General features: G+C 50.1%; 12 protein-coding genes. 3 read left to right on the forward strand and 9 right to left on the reverse strand.

The window, feature by feature from the left end:
• Positions 1–159 precede the first annotated feature (159 nt).
• Both WCN91_RS05095 and udk read right to left on the reverse strand, forming a co-directional pair.
• The gene (locus WCN91_RS05095) at positions 160–1,383 is read right to left on the reverse strand and encodes a NupC/NupG family nucleoside CNT transporter (RefSeq protein WP_342676909.1); all 1,224 of its coding nucleotides are present in this window, start codon (positions 1,381–1,383) and stop codon (positions 160–162) included.
• Positions 1,384–1,397: 14 nt separating this feature from the next.
• Positions 1,398–2,027, reverse strand: a complete 630-nt coding sequence (udk, locus tag WCN91_RS05100) for a uridine kinase (RefSeq protein ID WP_342676911.1) — start codon at positions 2,025–2,027, stop codon at positions 1,398–1,400.
• A 306-nt stretch (positions 2,028–2,333) separates the two neighbouring features.
• On the opposite strand from udk, the gene WCN91_RS05105 reads away from it, so the two are divergent.
• The 3 genes from WCN91_RS05105 to WCN91_RS05115 all read left to right on the forward strand — a co-directional run bounded on the left by WCN91_RS05105 (position 2,334) and on the right by WCN91_RS05115 (position 7,411).
• On the forward strand, positions 2,334–3,566 hold the full coding sequence (locus WCN91_RS05105) for a phosphopentomutase (RefSeq protein ID WP_342676913.1): 1,233 nt from the start codon (positions 2,334–2,336) through the stop codon (positions 3,564–3,566).
• An 11-nt stretch (positions 3,567–3,577) separates the two neighbouring features.
• Positions 3,578–4,279, forward strand: a complete 702-nt coding sequence (gene deoD / locus WCN91_RS05110) for a purine-nucleoside phosphorylase (protein WP_212547638.1) — start codon at positions 3,578–3,580, stop codon at positions 4,277–4,279.
• A 609-nt stretch (positions 4,280–4,888) separates the two neighbouring features.
• Complete coding sequence (locus WCN91_RS05115) at positions 4,889–7,411, forward strand: TonB-dependent receptor plug domain-containing protein (RefSeq protein ID WP_342676917.1); 2,523 nt, start codon at positions 4,889–4,891, stop codon at positions 7,409–7,411.
• A 943-nt stretch (positions 7,412–8,354) separates the two neighbouring features.
• Here WCN91_RS05115 and WCN91_RS05120 read toward each other — a convergent pair.
• The 7 genes from WCN91_RS05120 to WCN91_RS05150 all read right to left on the reverse strand — a co-directional run bounded on the left by WCN91_RS05120 (position 8,355) and on the right by WCN91_RS05150 (position 15,948).
• Positions 8,355–10,226 (reverse strand): S8 family serine peptidase, encoded by a 1,872-nt coding sequence (locus WCN91_RS05120; RefSeq protein WP_342676919.1) that lies wholly within the window; start codon positions 10,224–10,226, stop codon positions 8,355–8,357.
• A 283-nt stretch (positions 10,227–10,509) separates the two neighbouring features.
• Positions 10,510–11,241: a tellurite resistance TerB family protein gene (locus tag WCN91_RS05125; protein WP_342676921.1), complete on the reverse strand. Its 732-nt coding sequence runs from the start codon at positions 11,239–11,241 to the stop codon at positions 10,510–10,512.
• An 89-nt stretch (positions 11,242–11,330) separates the two neighbouring features.
• A complete protein-coding gene (locus WCN91_RS05130; protein ID WP_342676923.1) occupies positions 11,331–12,443 on the reverse strand; it encodes an ABC transporter permease in 1,113 nt (370 codons plus the stop codon).
• Positions 12,440–13,366, reverse strand: a complete 927-nt coding sequence (locus WCN91_RS05135) for an ABC transporter ATP-binding protein (RefSeq protein WP_342676925.1) — start codon at positions 13,364–13,366, stop codon at positions 12,440–12,442. Before WCN91_RS05135 ends, WCN91_RS05130 begins: the two co-directional genes overlap by 4 nt.
• 13 nt (positions 13,367–13,379) lie before the next feature.
• Positions 13,380–14,330, reverse strand: a complete 951-nt coding sequence (locus WCN91_RS05140; RefSeq protein WP_342676927.1) for an HlyD family secretion protein — start codon at positions 14,328–14,330, stop codon at positions 13,380–13,382.
• A gap of 249 nt (positions 14,331–14,579) precedes the next feature.
• A complete protein-coding gene (locus WCN91_RS05145; protein WP_342676929.1) occupies positions 14,580–15,170 on the reverse strand; it encodes an SCO family protein in 591 nt (196 codons plus the stop codon).
• Positions 15,154–15,948: a formylglycine-generating enzyme family protein gene (locus tag WCN91_RS05150; RefSeq protein WP_342676931.1), complete on the reverse strand. Its 795-nt coding sequence runs from the start codon at positions 15,946–15,948 to the stop codon at positions 15,154–15,156. The genes WCN91_RS05145 and WCN91_RS05150 overlap by 17 nt, the downstream gene beginning before the upstream one ends.
• Positions 15,949–15,952 lie beyond the last annotated feature (4 nt).

Genomic DNA, 15,952 nt, shown 5'->3' on the forward strand with positions numbered 1-15,952 from the left:
TAGCTATTTAAGTGAATTGGTATTGATGAGGCGCAGAAACGATAAAAGGGCCTTGCGGCCCTTTGGTGAAGTATCGTTCAAGTTAGCTGCCGCCTTAACCCCTTAAGGCAACAACCTAGGTCTGAGACCCTGTTTTGCAACACTGGCTTCTCTTTGTATCTAAGCAATAGAGAGGAAAAACCCAGCAATTGCGGCGCTCATAAGGTTGGCCATAGATCCTGCCAACACTGCTCTGAGCCCTAGACGTGCGATGTCCTTTCGCCGGCTTGGCGCCATACCGCCAATCCCGCCTAGTAAGATGGCTATCGATGACAGGTTAGCGAAACCACATAGCGCAAAGGTTACAATTGCTTGTGTGTGCTCACTTAACTCATCACGATAATTTACAAAGTCCAAATAAGCGACGAACTCATTTACGACTAATTTCTGGCCGATAAAACTACCGGCTCGCATGGCTTCATCCCAAGGTACACCCAGTAACCAGGCCACCGGGGCGAAGACATAACCTAAAATCTGTTGTAGCGTCAGCTCCGGGTTATCGAAGAAGCCGCCAAACCAGCCTAATACACCATTAAGCAAGGCGATTAGCGCTACGAAAGCCAACAGCATGGCGCCTACATTCAGGGCCAGTTGCATACCGCTTGAGGCACCCGCGGCGGCGGCATCGATAACGTTAACCGGCTGCTCATGATCGGTATCGAGCTCGGCCAGGGTTTCCTTCGGGGTTTCCGTCTCCGGCACTATCATTTTGGCCATCAGGAAACCACCAGGTGCGGCCATAAAGCTGGCAGCAATCAAGTAGTGCAGCTCAACGCCTATCTTTACATAACCGGCCATTACCGAGCCTGCCACGGTGGCTAAGCCACCTACCATCACCGCGAATAACTCCGACTTGGTCATGGTGGTAATAAAAGGTTTAACTATCAAAGGCGCTTCGGTTTGGCCAACGAATATATTGGCGGTGGCCGAGAGCGACTCGGGGCGCGATGTTTTCAATAGCTTTTGCAGCGCGCCACCTAAAAATTTAATCACCCAATCCATGATGCCGAGGTAATACAAGACCGCCACCAGGGATGAGAAAAACACTATTACCGGAAGCACCTGAAAGGCGAATAAAAAGCCTAATGTGTCTTCCTTGGCCAAGGGGCCGAATAAAAAGCTGATGCCATCGGTGGCATAGCCGATTATCTTGGCAACCCCTCTGGACATGGCTTCAAGTATGTTTTTGCCAAATTCAAAAAATAATACAAAGCCACCTATGATGACTTGCAGTAAAAATGCCACGCCGACTGTGCGCGGATTTATCGCTTTACGGTTTGTTGATGCCCCGTAGGCAATCGCCAGCAGCACCAGCATGCCGACCAGGCTCATTAATGTTGTCATTGCCGATGTTCCCGTTATTCTTGTAGTAGGTGTTTGATTTTACTTTTTATTATGTCAATTGCTACGCGGTTTTTACCACCACGAGTGACGACCAAATCGGCATTATGCTTGGACGGCTCGATAAACTGGTAAAACATAGGGCGCACGGTACGCTTGTACTGTTCGACAATCGACTGGATTGTGCGACCACGCTCTTCAATATCGCGTTGCATACGGCGCATCAAGCAGATGTCGAGCGGCGTATCGATAAACACCTTGATATCGAACTCATCTCTGAGGGCCGGATCGCTTAACAGCAAAATACCCTCAACGATAAGAATTTTTGCCGGTAAAACGCGGCGTGTTTCCGTAGCGCGGGTGTGCTCGTTGTAATCGTAAATGGGCACATCCACGGCGCACCCGGCGCGCAATTTACGCAGGTGCTCGACCATCAATTCGTGCTCAAAGGCATCGGGGTGGTCGTAATTAGTTTTGACGCGGTGCGCCATAGGCAAATGGGATTGATCCCGGTAGTAGGCGTCTTCCTCGATAATGGCGATCGCCCCAGGTTCTAGCTCATTGACCAGTTCGTTATAAATAGTTTGACTAAACAACGATTTACCCGATGCAGACGCACCGGCAATGGCGATAATGGTTTGTGTCACAAACAAAGCACCTAGACTGAAATTAGACAATTGATTACTTTAGCAAATTCGCCACGAATAATCTCAATTGATGCCATCCTTTAGCGCTTACGCGCGCCAAAAGCGACGCAAATCCTTACGTTATTGTGACAAATGTAGCCTTTATACCGGGTTTTTATTAAGGACTTATGTCCGCTTGAAAAAACATAAGAGGCGCGCATCTAGCTGGCCAGATCAAACCTATAATTATTGTAGGACTTTTGTCCTGTAGCTAAATTTATCAAGTGGTTAAAGTGATTAGCAAAGCGTAACTAAGCGAGGCAAGTTATGGCACGAGCAATGATCTTGATGGCCGACAGTTTGGGTATAGGCGCAGCACCCGATGCTGAAGCCTTTGGTGATCTTGGCGCCAACACCCTGGGTCACATTTTAGATGCTTACCAGCAGCAGTGGGGCGAACCCCTGGCGCTGGCAAACTTGTCACGACTGGGTTTGATTGATGCCTGTGAGGCGGCGTCCGGTCGAACCCTGAATGTTGCCAATCGCCAACAGCCAATGGCTGCGTGGGGTTATGCCAAGGAGTTATCCAGTGGCAAAGACACGCCGTCGGGGCATTGGGAAATGGCCGGTGTGCCTGTGTTGTTTGATTGGGGTTATTTCCCCTTAACCACACCCAGCTTTCCCACCGAGTTGATTGATGAATTGGTGGCGCGTACAGGTATCCCTGGGATCTTGGGTAATTGTCATGCCTCGGGCACGACCATTATCGCCGAGCTTGGTGAGGAGCATGTGCGCACCGGTAAGCCTATTTGTTACACCTCGGCCGATAGCGTGTTCCAAATTGCCGCTCATGAACAAAGCTTTGGTTTGGATAAGTTATATCAGGTTTGTGAAGTTGCACGCTCACTGCTTGATGACTACAACATTGGCCGTGTTATTGCGCGCCCCTTTGTTGGCAATGACAAGGACGATTTTAAGCGCACCGGTAATCGCCGCGATTATTCGGTGTTACCGCCGGCCCCGACTGTGCTTGATAAGCTGGCTGGCGCCGGAGGCGAGGTGATCAGTATCGGCAAAATCGCCGATATTTATGCCCATCAGGGGATCACTCAAAAATATAAGGCGCCGGGCCTGGAAAACCTGCTGACGAAAACCGTCGAGGTATTTAAACAGGCACCGGATAACAGCTTGGTATTTACCAACCTGGTGGACTTCGATGAACTCTATGGTCATCGTCGTAATGCCATGGGTTATGGCGAAGCATTGAAAGTATTCGATGACTTTTTGCCCCATGTGTTGGCGCAGTTAAAAGAAGATGATCTGCTGATCATCACCGCCGACCATGGTTGCGACCCCACAGCCCCTGGCTCGGATCATACTCGCGAGTATGTGCCGGTAATCGCCTATCGCCCGGGCATGCAGGCCGTGGCGCTGGGTGAGCGTGAGAGTTTTGCCGATATCGGCCAGACCCTGGCGCAATGGTTTGACCTAACAAAACTAGAATATGGTAACGGCTTTGTTGCGGAACTGTCTCTTGAGACGCCGGACACAGCACAGTAAGAGGACAAGATATGAGTACGCCACATATTAGCGCAGCCCAGGGCGATTTCGCCGAAACGGTATTAATGCCGGGCGACCCACTGCGCGCCCAATACATTGCCGAGCACTTTCTTGACGATGCCAAACAAGTGACTGGCGTACGAAATATGTACGGTTTTACCGGCACCTATAAAGGCAAGCCGGTGAGCATCATGGGCTCTGGCATGGGTATTCCATCTATGTCGATTTATGCCCGCGAGCTGATTGTTAGCTATGGCGTGAAAAATATTATTCGTATCGGCACCTGTGGTGGCATCGCCGCGGATACCAAAATTCGCGACGTGATTTTTGCCCAGGGTGCGAGCACCGACTCCAATGTTAACCGCGCCCGAGTTCGTGGCTACGATTTTGCCGCCCTGGCCAACTATGGTTTGCTTGAAAATGGCGTTCGCGCCGCCCGTGAACTGGGTATCGATGCCAAAGTAGGTAACGTGTTTACCACGGATACCTTCTATCAGGCCGACCCTTCGTTTTACGAAGAGTTGCATAAGCTGGGCGTATTGGCGGTGGACATGGAAACAGCTGGCCTTTACGGTGTGGCCGCTGAGTATGGCGCCAATGCCATGGCACTGTTTACGGTGAGCGATCATGTGATCACCGGCGAAGCAACACCAGCCGAAGAGCGTCAAAGCACCTTTAACGAGATGGTGAAAATCGCCCTCGAATCAATCTAATTTATGCACCTAGGGGTCACCCTAGGTTGCAATCCCCGTGTTCCTTGGTAATTACGTGAAAAAACGTTAACCTCAAAGCCCCCGCTGTTTAGCGGGGCTTTTTTTCCTGCAGATAAATTAGCTGGACACCCACCTTAAATTACCAAGACACCCACCTAAATTAGCTAGACACCCACCTCAGACTGTGAAGGATAAGAGTGGGTGTCCTAGATAATTAGAGTGGGTGTCCTGATAACTAATTAGAGTGGGTGTCCTCGTAACTTTCTCTCGTCCCATTATTGTCGCCAAATTCTCCCCTAGAACTCCTCGGTTGACCCGCTTCGCGCCCCTAAAACAAAGCCAAACTGGTCGTATCAGCACGCTAAATTACTTATAACTATTTCAAATAATTCAATAATTGCATTTTCACACTTAAGTCGTAGTTGTTTTTTCTTTCAATCTTTACTTTTGTTGATAGGATGTTTATTAAAGGTTAAATCGGTTGGCCTGAGTTAGCCGTGATAACCGTGACAGAAATTATAATAAGTGCTTTAGCTTGCTCTTCTTTCTCTCCACCCTCAGGTGCGCCATTGATCAAGAAGAGCTGGCAGGAAAATCTACAGGACATATATGACAACACATCGCTTAAATATGCTGGCAGTTGCCGTTGGCTTAGCCGTTTCTTCGGTCTCAGTGCAGGCTGAAGAGTCACAACAGGTCAAAGCAGATGAAAAAATTGAAGTAATTTCGGTACTGGGCTCGCGCATGGCTAATCGCACGGCCACAGAGTCTACATCGCCGGTTGATTTGATTGACTCAGACGACTTAAATAAGGGCGGCTTTACCGAACTGGGTCAAAGCTTACAGGCTACGGCGCCGTCGTTTAACTTTTCTCGTACCCAGGTGTCAGACGGCTCTGACTTGTTCCGCCCCGCGACTCTTCGTGGCTTACAGCCGGATCAAACCTTAGTGCTTATCAATGGTAAGCGTCGTCATAACCAGTCTATTTTTGGTCTAAATGGTACGGTTGGCGCCGGTGCGGCGGGTACCGATATGAACGCTATTCCATTGATAGCGCTTAAAGGCGTTGAAGTTTTGCGTGACGGTGCCGCGGCGCAATATGGCTCAGATGCCATCGCCGGTGTTATCAACCTTTCTTTAAATAATTCAACAGGTGTAACAACAGGTTACGTTCAAGCTGGCAGCACGGGCGAGGGGGATGGTGATACCATTTCTATCGGCCTAAACCGTGGTTTTGATATCGGCGATGACGGCGGTTTTATCAACTTCTCCGTTGAATATCGTGATGCTGACGGTACCAACCGTGCCGAGCGCGATATTGGTGGCTCGGTCGATGTACCTGCGGGCACCTTATCCGATGAGGTGCGTTGGGGACAAGGTAATGCCGACAGCGAATTTACTTCATTGTTTTACAATATGGCTCTGCCTATGAATGATGTCGAGCTGTACTCGTTCGGTGGCTACTCAAACCGTACCGCATTGGGTAATGGTTTCTATCGAAACTTCGATCAGGCCGCTAAAAACGTGGTCCAGGTTTACGGCGATGGCTTCTTGCCGCGTATTGATAACGAGGCGGAAGATATTTCCTTCGCTCTTGGCCTTCGCGGCGAGATAAACTCGGATTGGGGCTATGATGTTTCTGCGGTTTATGGTGAAAACACCTATGACTTCCATTCGAAAAACACCATCAATGCCTCATATGCCGCTGAGTATGTGTTTAATAATCCGGGTGCCTCAGATGCGGATATCATAGCGAATGCTGGCCCTAGCGGTGGTTATTCTGGTGGCTTCCGTTTCGATCAAACCACGGTCAATGCGGATCTAAATGGTACGCTTGATATCGGCCGCGCTGATCCTATTTACCTTTCTGTGGGTGCCGAATACCGTAAAGAAAATTATGAAATCGTCCCAGGTGAAGAAGCCTCTTATGCTTGTGGCCTGGCCAATATGGACACCTCTTATCCGTCGGTAAACGATCCCAATCAGTTTGCTGAATGTGGTTTCCAGGCTTATAACGGCCTGCGTCCTGAAGCGTCGAATGATGAAAGCCGCCACAGCTATGCTGTGTATGCAGATGCCGAGACCTTGATCACCGATGCTTGGCAGGTGAGCGCGGCATTGCGTTATGAAGATTTCTCAGATGCCGGTGACGACATCATAGGTAAACTAGCGACTCGCTATGAAGTAAACGATGACTTCGCTGTGCGTGGTGCAATTTCATCAGGCTTTAGAGCGCCGTCATTACAACAAAGTGCTTACACTGCCTACACCACTAACCTGGGTGCCAGTGGTGAATTAGAGCAGTCGTTTACAGCCACTGCGGGTGCAGATTTCCCTTCAGCCCTAGGTGTAGATAAGCTGGAGCTGGAAAGCTCGGAAAACTTAAGCCTTGGTTTTGTTTGGGATGTTAGCAGCGAGTTGTCACTGACTCTTGATTTCTATCATGTTGAGATCAAAGACCGCATCACCCTAGGTAGTTTGATGTCGGCCGAAGATGTGGCCTTTAGCCCAGAAGCTGTGGCCGCGCTTAACGCCACGGGGGCGGAGCAGGCTAACTACTTCTCTAACTCGGTAGACTCAACTACCAAAGGCGTGGATATCATCGCCGCTTATAACACTGATTTATACGATGGTGCTTTCTCAGCGACTTTCGCCGGTAACTTAAATGAAACCGAAATCGATGATGTAAACGCGCCGGAAGGTGTTCCAGATTCTGTTGCACTTGATGATCTGCAGCGTAGTTTCTTAACCGATGGTCAGCCGGGTGAGCGTGCAACTTTGACGTTCGAATATGAGCGCGGCGATTACAACAGCATGGTACGCTTTAACTACTTTGGCGAAACTGATGTGAGTTACTTTGCGAATGATCACATTCCTTTAGGTGATAACTTTAAAGCCACCAGTACAGTTGAATCAGCCGTGCTAGTGGATGTAAATGTCGGTTATCACCTCTCTGATGAGGTAATGCTGTCAGTGGGTATCGACAACCTGTTTGATCAAACCCCTGATGAGTTGGGTGAAGATGAGGTACTGGATGCTATTTCAAATCAGGCATTTAAATACCCGCTTCGCGCAGTGCCTTATGGCTTTGATGGTATGACTTACTACGCCAAAGTAAGCTTTAGCTTCTAAACGAGTTCAGCTCTTTGTTGTTCGCTACTTATATAGCGTTACTATGCTACGTAGCTCGCGCCGCGATCAGAACGCGTTTAGATAGAGTAAATGGGCACTAAAAAATCAACAAACTTTAATTAAAAAAGCACGCTTAGCGTGCTTTTTTGTGTCTATTACTTCAGTGCGTAACGCCTAGCGTAGCAACTAGTTACTGCAGTTTTTGCCGCGACAGTGGTAATTATCGAGGACACCCACTCTTATTCTTCACATTCTGAGATGGGAGTTATCTAGGGCATCCACAGAGTTATCTAGGACACCCATTCTTATTCTTCACGGTCTGAGGTAGGTGTCTTGGTAATTTCGCCACTCTTACACGTTGAGGTTTAAGATGGGTGTCTTGGTAATTTCTTCTGATTGCCATACACCGGCTTGTTTTTTATGAGCCTTTCTCGTTGCAGCTCATAGCCGCTTTCGTCGCTCACATCATTCCAGCTTATGACTGCGGTGCCATCGCCACCATTAAGTATCGCAAAATTTCCCGGCGTCAGAGGTGGCAGTAGTTATCGAGGACACCCACTCTTATTCTTCACATTCTGAGGTGGGTGTCTCGGTAATTTCGTTGAGGTTTAAGATGGGTGTCTAGCTAATTTTTTAAGCACCGCAAAATTACCAGGTATCAGAGGTGGCAGTAGTTATAGTTATCGAGGACACCCACTCTTATCCTTCACTGTCTGAGGTAGGTGTCTTGGTAATTTCGCCACTCTTACACGTTGAGGTTTAAGATGGGTGTCTAGCTAATTTTTAAGATGGGTGTCTTGGTAATTTTTTTTTGGCTTTTAGATAGAGGAAAAGGGCACTAAAAGCTCAACAAACCTTAATTAAAAAAGCACGCTTAGCGTGCTTTTTTGTGTCTATTACGTCTGTGCGTAACGCTTAGTGCTTATCGCTTATTGCGTAGCAACTAGTTGCTGCACTTTTTGCCGCGACAGGGCTTATCGCCGCCTCCGCCTCCGCCTCCGCCGCTGCCGCCACCGCTTGCGGTGACATCTATATTTATCCAGCTCGACCAATTTGATGCTCCGCTGTTATTAAAGGCGCGTAGGCGATAGCGGAAGGTGCCGGTGCCGCTGGCATCCACGAAGGCTGTTTGGTTGGCACTTAGCGGGCCAATAGAAGTGGTGGATTGCCATACACCGGCTTGTTTTTTATGAGCCTTTTCTCGTTGCAGCTCATAGCCGCTTTCATCGCTCACATCATTCCAACTTATGACTGCGGTGCCATCACTACCATTAAGCACCACAAAATTTCCCGGCGTCAGAGGTGGCAGCGGGTTGCTGCTGGCATTGAGGGCGCCGGCCAGATTTAGGCGTCCGTTGAGTGACCAAGCCTGCATATTCTGGCCTCCGGCGCCACTGACATCGGCACCTTGCTCCAGGCGTTCACGCACCGCCTGGTTACAGGGCACGCCCGGAGCCGCTTCGCAGCTACTGGGGTCGGCTAGGCCATCGCTATAAAAGTGCGCCCAGACCACAGCCGCGGCGCCGGCAACAAAGGGGCTGGCCATGGAAGTGCCGGAATACCAATCCAGGCAGGCATCGTTATCAGGGTCAAAAATTGTTCCTAGTATTTCCGCGTAGAAAACGCAGATCTCATTGGGAACCGTGGAGATAATATGGTCGCCGGGCGCCATCATGGATATCCAGTTACCGAAATTAGAAAATGAAGCCCTGTCATCATTTCGCTCCGTAGCGCCTACGGCCAATACGGGGTCGTATGCCGCCGGATAGGAGAGGGTGTTAACACCATCATTGCCCGCTGCTGCGATCAGCACAGCACCTCTGCTCCAGGCATAGTCAACGGCATCGGACTCTGTTTGTGTCCAGCCGCCGAGGCCAGCAGGCTCGCCGCTTTCATCTACGGCATCGCTGGCATAGCTCATATTGATCACATGATAGCCGTTATCGGCGGCATAGGTGATCGCCGCTGCGGACGAGGACACAGGGCAGACGCCGACTATCACATAAATTCCCAGTGGTGGCATGAGATCTATGGTGTATTCAAAACAGGTTTTAAGGTTGCCCACGGCGCTGTTCCAGCCCACCCCAGCAATGCCGATATCATTGTTGGTGGCCGCCGCAGCGATACCCGCTACATGGCTGCCGTGAGCGGCAACATCATCGACCGTGGTACTGTAATCGGTAACAAAACTGACTTCTTCAACGCATTTTCCAGGAGCAATAAATTCAAGGCTGCCACCGGGACGAGCGGCAGTGCGACAGTCGATACCGGTATCGAGAATGGCAATTTTCACCTGATTGGAGCCTGTGCTGATATCCCAGCCTTCTGGCGCATCTATATCCGCATCTACCCGGCCAACTAGGTCCTGCACTCCGGTTTGCGGGTTGAGCAGCATTTGCCCAGTATTATTCAGGCCCCATTGTTCGTTAAACCATTGATTGTCGGTGCCGGTAGGCGGTGGATCTTGCCCTTCGTCGGGGATCATCAAGACCCGATAGTGATCCGGCTCGGCGTAGAGCACATTGGGGTTATTGCTGAACATCTTGATACTGTTGCCGACACTGCCCACGGGCACTTTAATAACATGCACATTGAGCTGGGATATGACTCTTTGTGGCGAGCCGCCGGCCATGGCCGCCATTTGGCGAACCTCCCCAGCCTTGGTGCCCGGTTTGAACTTTACCAGCACCCGATCGGGAGCATAGGCGGGGATATCATAGCGGCTGGGGAACACCATATCATCGGGTGCGGCCAGAGCATGGCTATAAATCAGGGCAAATAACAGCGACAACAAAAGACGATTAAAACTTTGCACTTTTTCTCTCCTTTTGAGTTTTTAAATTATCTCCTGTTGGCACCACTACAAGGGTAGATCCTGACCTTACGCCCGTTACTGTGCTCTTAATTACTAAAAGAAGATGTCCAAATAGGTAACCAAGAACCGTCGCACAGTTCAGCTTAACTTCCTAAGTCTAGAGCCTTTTGCGCCATGGCAATGTTCAATATTGGGATTGGTACTTTAGGGTTAAGGAGAAACAGGGACAAAAAAGCCCCGCACTCGGGCGGGGCTCAATGGTGAGTTAATGTCGCGCGGCGTACTACTGATGTTCCAATTGATTATGAATACTGGCGACCAATTCTGTGGGAATGCAAAGCTGATTAGCCAGTGCTTCCAGGTAGTGAGTTGAAGCGGCTTGTTGCAAGTCGATAGCAGTGACGCTGGCGGCATACACTTCTATGCCGGTTTGCGCATCCGGCACTGTGTTTACTAGCTCGGATAAGGTCATGGGCTTTCGCAGCTCATCGAAGAGCATGGCTTTTTCTGTGACTGTGAGTTCCATATTTTCTACGCTTGCGAAAATCTTTTGGCGCTCAGCTTCGTCGATATGGCCATCGGCATAGGCGGCGGCTATCATTGCCCGCATAAGCAGTAATTGCCCCGACTCATTGTTATCATCGACCACCTCGGTAAAGGCTTGCTCTGGCATGCGTGCCGGGGTGTAATCAAAGGTACGGCCACTGTTATTGGTCGAGTGGGTGTCCTGGACTGATTTGGCCGAGTGTGCGCCCTGAGCCGATTGCGGTGGGTATTCTCTTTGTACCTGACCAGCTTGTTCGGTCTCACTTTTTTGCGAGTATTGCTGATAGGCCTTCCACGCAAGCCCACCAACGGCGGCAAGGGCACCATATTTAAGCGCCTTTTTACCCACCTTCTTGCCTTTTTTGCTTGTTGCCAGGCTGGTTAGTCCACCACCGGCCACGCCGCCTAAAAAGCCACTGAGCGCCCCTGATTTATTCAGGCTGCCCACTAATTTTTGTAATTCTTTCATCACTGCGTCCTTTTCTCTGTGTTGAACACACCATATGCCAATTTTTTTGAAATGAAAACGCCGGTTTTGTTACAAAGCGCTACAAGGGATTAATCCAGCCTTTTGGTGAAACGTCTGGCAGCAAAAATAATGCCGAAAACGGTAAAGGCGCCAAGCCAGAGTGAGTCCTGCCATAAACTGCTGATTTCGGCGCTGCGCAGCACCAAGCCTCTGATCATACGAATAAAGTGAGTTGCGGGCAGAGTTTCAGCAAGCCATTGTGCCGCAACGGGCATGCCTTCATAGGGAAACATAAATCCCGAAAGTAAAATGGACGGTAGCAAAACGAACAGGGTCATTTGCATCGCCTGTAACTGGTTTTTGGCAAAGGTCGAAATTAACAGCCCCAAGGTTAAACTGGCGGAAATAAACAGCAGAGAGCTCAATAAAATCTCCAGAGGCTTGCCATTAATCGGCACATCAAACATAAAGTGGCCTAAGCCTAAAACGATCACCACCTGAATTAAGCCGACGAAAATGTAGGGCACAATCTTGGCTATCATCAGCTCAAGGGGGCGAACCGGGGTGTTAATTAACAGCTCCAGGTTACCCCTTTCCCGCTCGCGCACTATGGCAATGCTGGTGAACAGCACCATGGTCATGCTCAAAATGATGGCAAGTAAGCCGGGCACTATATTTACCGCTGTTCTGCGGCTGGGGTTGTAATACAGGGCGATTTCAAAAGTGTGGTTGGCACTCACCAAGGCTTGCCGACCATTGGCAGATTTAGGGTCGAGCGTAAAAGGCATATTCTGCAAGGCAGAGATAGCGCCGCCAATAACGCTGTCGGTGCCATCAACCAGCCAGTGTGCAAGTGCCCGCTCTTGTTCCAAGCGTTGGTTGATATCATGGGGAATAACCAGCACGGCTCGCACTTCACCGGCTTGTATGGCGGCTTTTGCTTCTTCTGGGGTCTCGAACGTCTTTTTAAAATCAACTATCTGGGTTGCGCGCACGGTTTCAAGCAGTAAGCGACCGGTTTGATTATGGCTTTGGTCGACCAAGGCGACAGGGATATGACGCACATCGGTATTGATGGCATAACCAAACAACAGCAGCTGTATTAGGGGAATAATCACTATCATGGCAAAGGTGAGGCGATCGCGAGCCAACTGCTTGACTTCTTTGAACATCACGGCGCGAATGCGGACAAAGGAGATCATGTTCGGCTCGCTCCGGTCACGCTCACAAATACATCTTCTAAGGTGGGGCGCGCCAGGGTCAGCTCCGCCTGCTGTAATTCCGGGAATTGAGATTTAAGCCACTCGATAGGGTTCGCTACTTGCTCATCGACTAAAACTCTAAGCCGTACTCCTAACTGCGCGGCAGAGCGCACCTGCTTATTGGCGATCAGTTTAGATTTTAACGAGCGCAGGCTGGTGGTTTTCACTTCCACTATGTTCACCCCCATAGTGCGCATCAATTCTTCCGGCGAGCCATCGGCTCGTATCACTCCGGATTCCATAATCGCCAAACGATGGCAACGCTCCGCTTCGTCCATATAGTGAGTGGTGACCAAGATGGTGGTGCCTAGCTCGGATAAGTCGAATAACTTCTCCCAAAAATTACGGCGGTTTTCCGGGTCTACGGCGGAGGTGGGCTCATCTAAAAACAAGAGTTCGGGCTTGTTAATGGTGGCGCAGGCCAAGGATAAACGCTGTTTTTGCCCGCCGCTCATGCCGCCGACAATCTGTTTTTGTAATTTATCCAGCCCGTAGGTTTGCATCTGCTCCTGGCAGCGATTTTTGAGTTGGGCGCTGCTGATCCCGTAAATTTGCCCCATAAAAAGCAGGTTTTCTGCCACAGTTAAATCTTCGTATAACGAGAATTTCTGGGTCATATAGCCTATCTTCAGCCTTAATGCGTCCGCCTGCTTTGGGATGCTCAGCCCTAACACCTCAACCTGGCCAGTAGAAGGGGTGAGTAGCCCGGTAAGTACGCGAATGGCCGTTGATTTACCACAGCCATTGGGGCCCAAAAAGCCATAAATATTGCCCTTTTCCACATTCAGCGAAATATTGTTGATGGCTTTTAAGTCACCAAATTGCTTGGTGACATTATGAGCCTTAATCACTAATTCGCTCATGCCAGGCGCTTCCTTAGTGCAGCTTAATCTGCACGGGAATGCCCGCAGGCAGGGCCTGGGTGCTTGCCGGTAAGTCAATTTCACTCAGATACACAAGGCGCGAGCGATCGCCTTCGCTCATACTGCGATAGGGGGTAAAGGCGGGCTCCACAGACACCCAGCGAATAATGCCGGCGACTTCATTTTCCACTCCATCGATACGCACCATGATTTCTTTACCGGCGGCCATTTTCGCCTTGTATGGCTCGGGAACATACACCCTGGCATAGGGGGTGCTGTTGGCCTGTATGATGGCCACTATACTGTTTACTTTCACCCGCTCGCCTATGTTGTAGGGGAGTGAGTCTAAGATGCCATCGCGAGAGGCTCTTATGGTCATATCCGCTAACTGGGCTTGTTTATACTGCACATCCGCTTGCGCCGCCTTGAGTGCCGCTCTGGCCTGTTGAATATCTTCTAGGCGGGCACCACTTTGCAGCTTGTTGAGGCTTTGCTGTGCCACCTCGACCGCCGCCTTGGCTGAATCTCGCCCGGCAATGGCGTTATCCAGCTCTGCTTGTGAGGCTAGGGATTTTGCTACCAGCTCATGTGCGCGCTTAAGCTGCAATTCGGCCTCATGGGCACGAGCCTTTGCCGAGCTGAGGTTTGCCTCAGCAGCGCGAATGTCTTCTGCTCTTTCGCCATTGAGTAATTTTGTCAGCTGCATCTGGGCTTGCTGTTCAAGCGCCTTGGCCATATCTAAGGTGGCCAATTGTTTTGTTTGATTAAATTCAACCAGGATATCGCCCGCTTTGACCTCAGAACCTTCGGCAATGGGTTGAGCTGTGATCACCTCATTGGCGGTGGCCAGCAAGGTCACCCTGTCACGTTCAAGAATACCGAAAGCGGTATTTGAGTCGCTGTCGGTGCATGCCAGCAAGCTAGTGAGTAAGGCGCAAAACAACGGGATGTATCTCAATTTCATGTAGCTCGCCGATGGTTAGGGGCAGATAGTAATAAGATGCTGTTAGGTATAGTTTAGTTGAAATCTATAAAGGGATGTTTTTCAAAAACTTGCTTTGCCGCCATCCTTGGCGGCTAAGGCTGAAATAGGTTATCTGTAGGCGAGGCTTTAGCCTTGCAAGGTTGTTAGTTGTCAGCCTGTAGGTCGGGATTTTATCCCGACAAATGTGCAATATTGTCACGATGTCGGCGCACAGCGCCGACCTACAATTTATTGCATTTCCACTATGCGTTTCAGGGTTGGTTTGGCCTTTTCTACATCGCCAATTTCCTGAAAGACCACTCGGCCTTGCTCGTCCAATAGCGTCATTAGATTGGAGTGGGCCACTTCGTTGTCATCGCTTTTTTGGTATTTGATATTAAGCGCCATGGCCAGGGCTCTGACATCCTGAGAGTCGCCGGTTAGCAAGGTCCAATGATCGGGTGTCAGCTTGCGGCGCTCGGCAAAAGACTTAAGCATTTCAGGGGTATCCGAGTCCGGTGTTAAAGACACTAAAACAAAACCGACGTCGTTTTGCAGCTCGGCCGGAAGCGATTGCTGCACCTGTTGCATGGTCATCACTATGGTTGGGCAGGTGTGCAGACAATGGGTGTAAATAAGGCTGACCAGCTGTTTCTTCCCTTGCAAAGCCGCTAGGTTAAGGGCCTGATTATCCTGGGTTTGCCACTGGCTATTAAGGTGATAAATAGAATCGCCAGGTAGCTCAGCGGTTAGTGCGCCAGCTGAATCGCCGGCAAGGCTTTTCGCGCTGGAAAATAATAAAAGTGTGGATGTTATTAGCAAACTAGTGAATTTTTTCATCTTCTTCTCCGGGTGCTGATGCCACATTGGCGGCGCAGCGAAAACCTAAATTGGGAAGGGTATATTTGGCCTCTAAACTACTGCGAAAGCCGTAGCGCATAAAGGCGGCATAGTCACCTGGGTCAACGGCGCCAGTGACGCCGGCGGCACAAAAGAGTTTGGTATCTATGGCGCTGTCGGCGCGAGACTCACCAGTCACCAAGGAGGAGTTAAAGTCCTGAGTCCATTCCCATACCAAACCATGAAGGTCGTACACTCCCCAGAAGTTGCTCTCGGTTAAGCCGATATCGGCCAGGGCGCCTTTGCTTGGAGTGCTGTACCAGGTTAAGATTTTTTGTTTATATCCCGGCTCTTTTGAGCCATCGGCTTGAGTCTCGCTGGCCAGGGCCGCAAGTTCCCACTCGGCCACACTGGGCAGGCGTTTGCCTTGGGTTCGACAATAAGCATCGGCTGCAAACCAGGATACATGAGTCACCGGGGCGTTAGGGGAACTAAAGGGCGCTGAACCTTGCTGTTGCTGCCAGTGTTGCAGGTAGGTGGGCTCGGCAAAAAGTGCCGCCATTTGTTCTTTACGCCACCTCGGGTGGTCTTGGGTAAACTGCCAAAATGCCTGATTGGTCACCGGGTATTTATCGAGGTAAAAACTGGCGACCGATTGCATCGGGCTGTCTTTGCTCATATACAGGGGGCGATAATCGCCGCCTTTAACTAACACCTGATCACTGGCCCCGCTTAGAGCCAGTGAAACAGATACCAGTAGCATGGAGGTGCTAAGCATATTC

The organism is Pseudoalteromonas qingdaonensis (genome assembly GCF_038739665.1).
GTDB lineage: Bacteria > Pseudomonadota > Gammaproteobacteria > Enterobacterales > Alteromonadaceae > Pseudoalteromonas > Pseudoalteromonas qingdaonensis.